Annotated in this window: 3 protein-coding genes; 1 reads left to right on the forward strand and 2 read right to left on the reverse strand. The window is 42.7% G+C overall.

Translation table 11 applies throughout. The annotated features are described in order from the left end of the window. On the forward strand, nt 1–690 hold a 690-nt coding region (locus ACYVAA_RS22385; RefSeq protein WP_460546192.1), incomplete at its 5' end, for an IS256 family transposase. Nucleotides 691–842: 152 nt separating this feature from the next. Here ACYVAA_RS22385 and ACYVAA_RS22390 read toward each other — a convergent pair. Together ACYVAA_RS22390 and ACYVAA_RS22395 are read right to left on the reverse strand one after the other, a co-directional pair. After that, a complete protein-coding gene (locus tag ACYVAA_RS22390) occupies nt 843–3,431 on the reverse strand; it encodes a M4 family metallopeptidase (RefSeq protein ID WP_460546194.1) in 2,589 nt (862 codons plus the stop codon). A 224-nt stretch (nt 3,432–3,655) separates the two neighbouring features. After that, on the reverse strand, nt 3,656–3,979 hold a 324-nt coding region (locus tag ACYVAA_RS22395; RefSeq protein ID WP_460546196.1), incomplete at its 5' end, for a hypothetical protein.

A 3,979-nucleotide genomic window follows, 5' to 3' on the forward strand; every position in this document is an offset into this window, starting at 1 on the left:
GTACGCCATAAAGCCCTATACAATGTATTGGGGATCAACCGTGAAGGGAAGAAGGAGGTACTGGGCATGTACCTTTCCGAAAGCGAGGGGGCGAACTTCTGGCTACAAGTACTCAGCGATCTACAGCACCGTGGAGTACAGGATATCCTGATCGCCTGTACCGATAACCTTAAGGGCTTCCCCGAGGCGATCGAGTCTATCTATCCGAAAACAGAGGTTCAGCTCTGTGTGGTCCACCAGATCAGGAACAGTCTGAAATATGTGGCCAGCAAAAACCAAAAGGAGTTTGCCGGTGACCTGAAAAAGATCTATAAGGCCGAGACAAAGGACCAGGCCGAATCGGCATTGCTGGAGTTGGAAGAAAAGTGGGGGAAGAAATACCCTATAGTGATCCGTTCCTGGAACGACAACTGGGAGAGGCTGAGTGCCTCTTTTGCCTATGCACAGCCCATCAGGAAGCTGATCTATACCGCCAATGCGGTGGAAGTCTTTCATCGGCAGGTAAGAAAGGTCGGCAAGACCAAAAGGGCATTTACCAGTGACATGGCACTTCTAAAGCTGGTCTATCTGGCCACCCAGCGGATCGAGAAAAAATGGACGACCCCATTACAGAACTGGAGCTTGACAGTCCCGCAGCTGGCCATTAAATTTGAGGGGAGGCTCCGGTTGGACACCAATATGGAAACCTAATTGCTTAGTGGAAATTTCCCTTCCCTGGGGCTAGCCCCAGGGAAGGGAAAGGACAGAGTTTAGCTAACACTCCCGAGATACGTGAACAGCTTGCAGGTAATTTGAATTGATGGGGGGAATATTATAGCCAATATCCCCCCATAGGTTAAAGGTTACCTTTTTATTCTTATTTTTTTCCTGATAATCCCGTTTTTATGCATGATATGTACATAGTAAAACCCATTCCCCAGATTGCTGACGTCAATGGTCGTCCTTGATTCATTTACGGTCTTGCTCATCAGTTCAGTTCCGGAGGGATCGAATAATTTGATGTTTATCTTTTCCTTATCGGAAACAGATTGTTTTATCAGGTCTTGTTCCAGTTCGATATTTATACTTTCTGATGCAGGGTTGGGGTAAACCTTATAATTTAGCGCTGTACCATAGCAATCTTCTGATCTGAAAGCATAATCCTGATAGGAAGTGCCACAATCGTTCTGCATGCTGACTCTAAAAATGACTTCCTGACCGTATTCCCAAAACTCAAAGTTAATGGACATGCTTTCAGCCCCCCCTGATCCCCAATAGGTAATGTTTGGGTCGGAAGTATAGATCATGGATACATTGGAGATCTCAGAACCTAATAATGGAACATCCAAGGTTACCGGGTATAACAGATCGCATACAACATTATTGATCACTGAGATATAAGGGTTGGCAGTTTGATTGGAACCATTGTAGGAATAGGTTGCATTGCCCTCATCAGGAGAACCTGCATGTACGTAAATAGCCTTTTGAATTTCCGTTTCACACGTGCCATTTCCCACAGTATACGTAATGGTTGCCTGACCTGAGCTGTAGGATGCAGCAGGTGTCAAATTGGCCGTTGCCCCTGAGCCGGAAGATGAGGTTACCAAATTGGAAGGACTGACTGACCAACTGATATTGGTGCCTGATGGCATATTACTTAAAGAAAATGAGGTGTTGGAACAGACAATATCTTCTCCGCTTATATTCATAATTCCACCACTAAAGGCACCTCCAACACCTACAGCGTACCATGCGTCGGTGACAGCGCGTACTTCAGGGGAGTTTTCACAATAAATATCTTCAGCAGCATTGATAGCGGCTATTCTGGCATCCGCATATTCGGAAGAACTGGTTAGGTAAATAAGTTTCATTCTGTAGGCTATCAGGGCAGCCTTTTCAATCCCTATTCCATCGACAGTGTAGCTGTCATTATTATCATTGGTACCACTTCCGCCTTGAGACAATAAATAAAACCAGTGGCTCAAGACCGTTGAATTGAAATGAGGCTCTTCCTGAGCATGCCAATAATCTCCCTGGTATGTGTCTGGGTGTTGGCCTTCTGCCGTATTTGTACTTTTGGGGTTTTGCAAGTTTCTTAGACCATTAAATCCTCCGGAGAACACTTCTTCGCCCATTATCCATGTTGCCTTGTTTGAAGTCGCCCAGTCTTCTATGCATGCCGCCCATATGTCACTGAAACCTTCATTTAAAGCACCGGTCTCATGCCAGCCCGGGGTTAGGTTGGCTGTAAATTCATTAATGCCGTGTCCAAATTCGTGGGCACAGATATCCAAAGACGTCAATGGGTTCGGCTGACCTGAATCTCCATCTCCGTATAACATATATCTGGCATTAATACCCCCTTGCCAAAATGCATTGTTGATAGGGCTTCCGTCAAAATTAGGAGTATAATGGACATAACTTAATATCCTGATACCACTGTTATTTATGCTATTCCTTTGGTGTACTGTTTGCCAATAATCTGCGACCATTTCAGCTCCCCAATGAACGTCTAGGGCTTGTTGATCCTGATTGATCCCTGCCCAGTTCCCGCTTGTCCAATTGGTACCTGTATTGGAGAAATCAGCTGCTGTGCCGATATTATTGGAATTATTGAGATTTAAGGTAATGATGTCTACACCATCTCTTTCTTCCCTTAAACGAAATCCTCCTGCGAACGAATCACTGGTGATCGATAAGTTCCCGCTGTACATGGTTTCGGCCAAAGAAGGAGTGTTTACTTCCTCGATATTTCTCCCGGTTTCCAACCTTATTTCACAGGTTAAAGAATATGCCCTTACAATATCACCTGATCCTGCATCCACAAAGATCACCTGTTCATCATTAGGGACCATGGATGAGATGAGGAATTTCCATGCTAAAATCATTTCTTCTTCTTTCCCCTCTTTCATTTCACTTTTGGTAATGACCAGCTCGCCTTCAGGGTAATAGCTGGAAGTAGGGTCGCCCGAGTGTTCTCTAAGAAAGGATTGCATGCCCTCATCTTCCCATTTATAGATTTCTGCATCAATAAAACCCAAAGCGTTGGATAGAGCTGCATCTTCGGTTATTTGGGGCTGTACCGAACCGATATCTATAGTTCTAAAGTGTCCATTGAACTTGGTGATTTTACCGTTTTTTCCATGAACCCAATATTCTGAATTCTCGACTTTTATTCCTTTATAGTATTGTTGGAACTTTAAATGACTCATTCCAAATTTGTCATTGATTTCTTTTACTGGTTTAAAATCATCGTGTTCTCCGGCAAGAAGTAAAGCCAGGAGAGCCTTGGCATTTTCCATTTTTTGATTGGAATGGGCTTTGACTCTGGCAAAGGATATATTTCCCGATCTATCATATTGTACATCTGCCGTATCACGGACTTGGGCATTGGAAAAAGTGGTACTTAAACAAAATAATACCACTACAAGTAACTTGGTAATAGTTCTCATGGTAAAGTAGTTATGGCTAAACAATTGTCTATGGTCTGAACTAAAATGGCTAATTACCAATGGTGCCTAAAACCAGTTCCTAGTCTCTGGAGTAGATTATAGAAGGTTTGATTTATTGCTGAAAATTGGTATTGACCGGTATTATAAAACTTATCGTCTCCGTTTTCTTTATGGTTTGATGGTGTAATAAAATGATAGATATCAATAGCCAATAAAAATTTTCCTTATTGTGGATCATCAGATACTTTTGTCAACCGATAAAAAACTGCATCTGAGGCATTGGTATGGATAATAAGGGTGTCACTATAAATTCCCTCTACCATAAAATCATTGGGATACCCCAGACTATCAAAGTATTTCATGACATAAGCAGAATCAGCATCAGGATACCCCCATTTGTCCTTATACCATATAAGAGTGGTATCCAGCTTTAATTCAGTACCGGAATAACTTCTGATCCTTTCATTATTGGTGAATTCCAAAAATTGGTTTCCATACTCATGATAACATGTTGCACAGATTCCACCTATTCCATAATGAAGCTCCCA

Source organism: Echinicola sediminis (assembly GCF_054777495.1).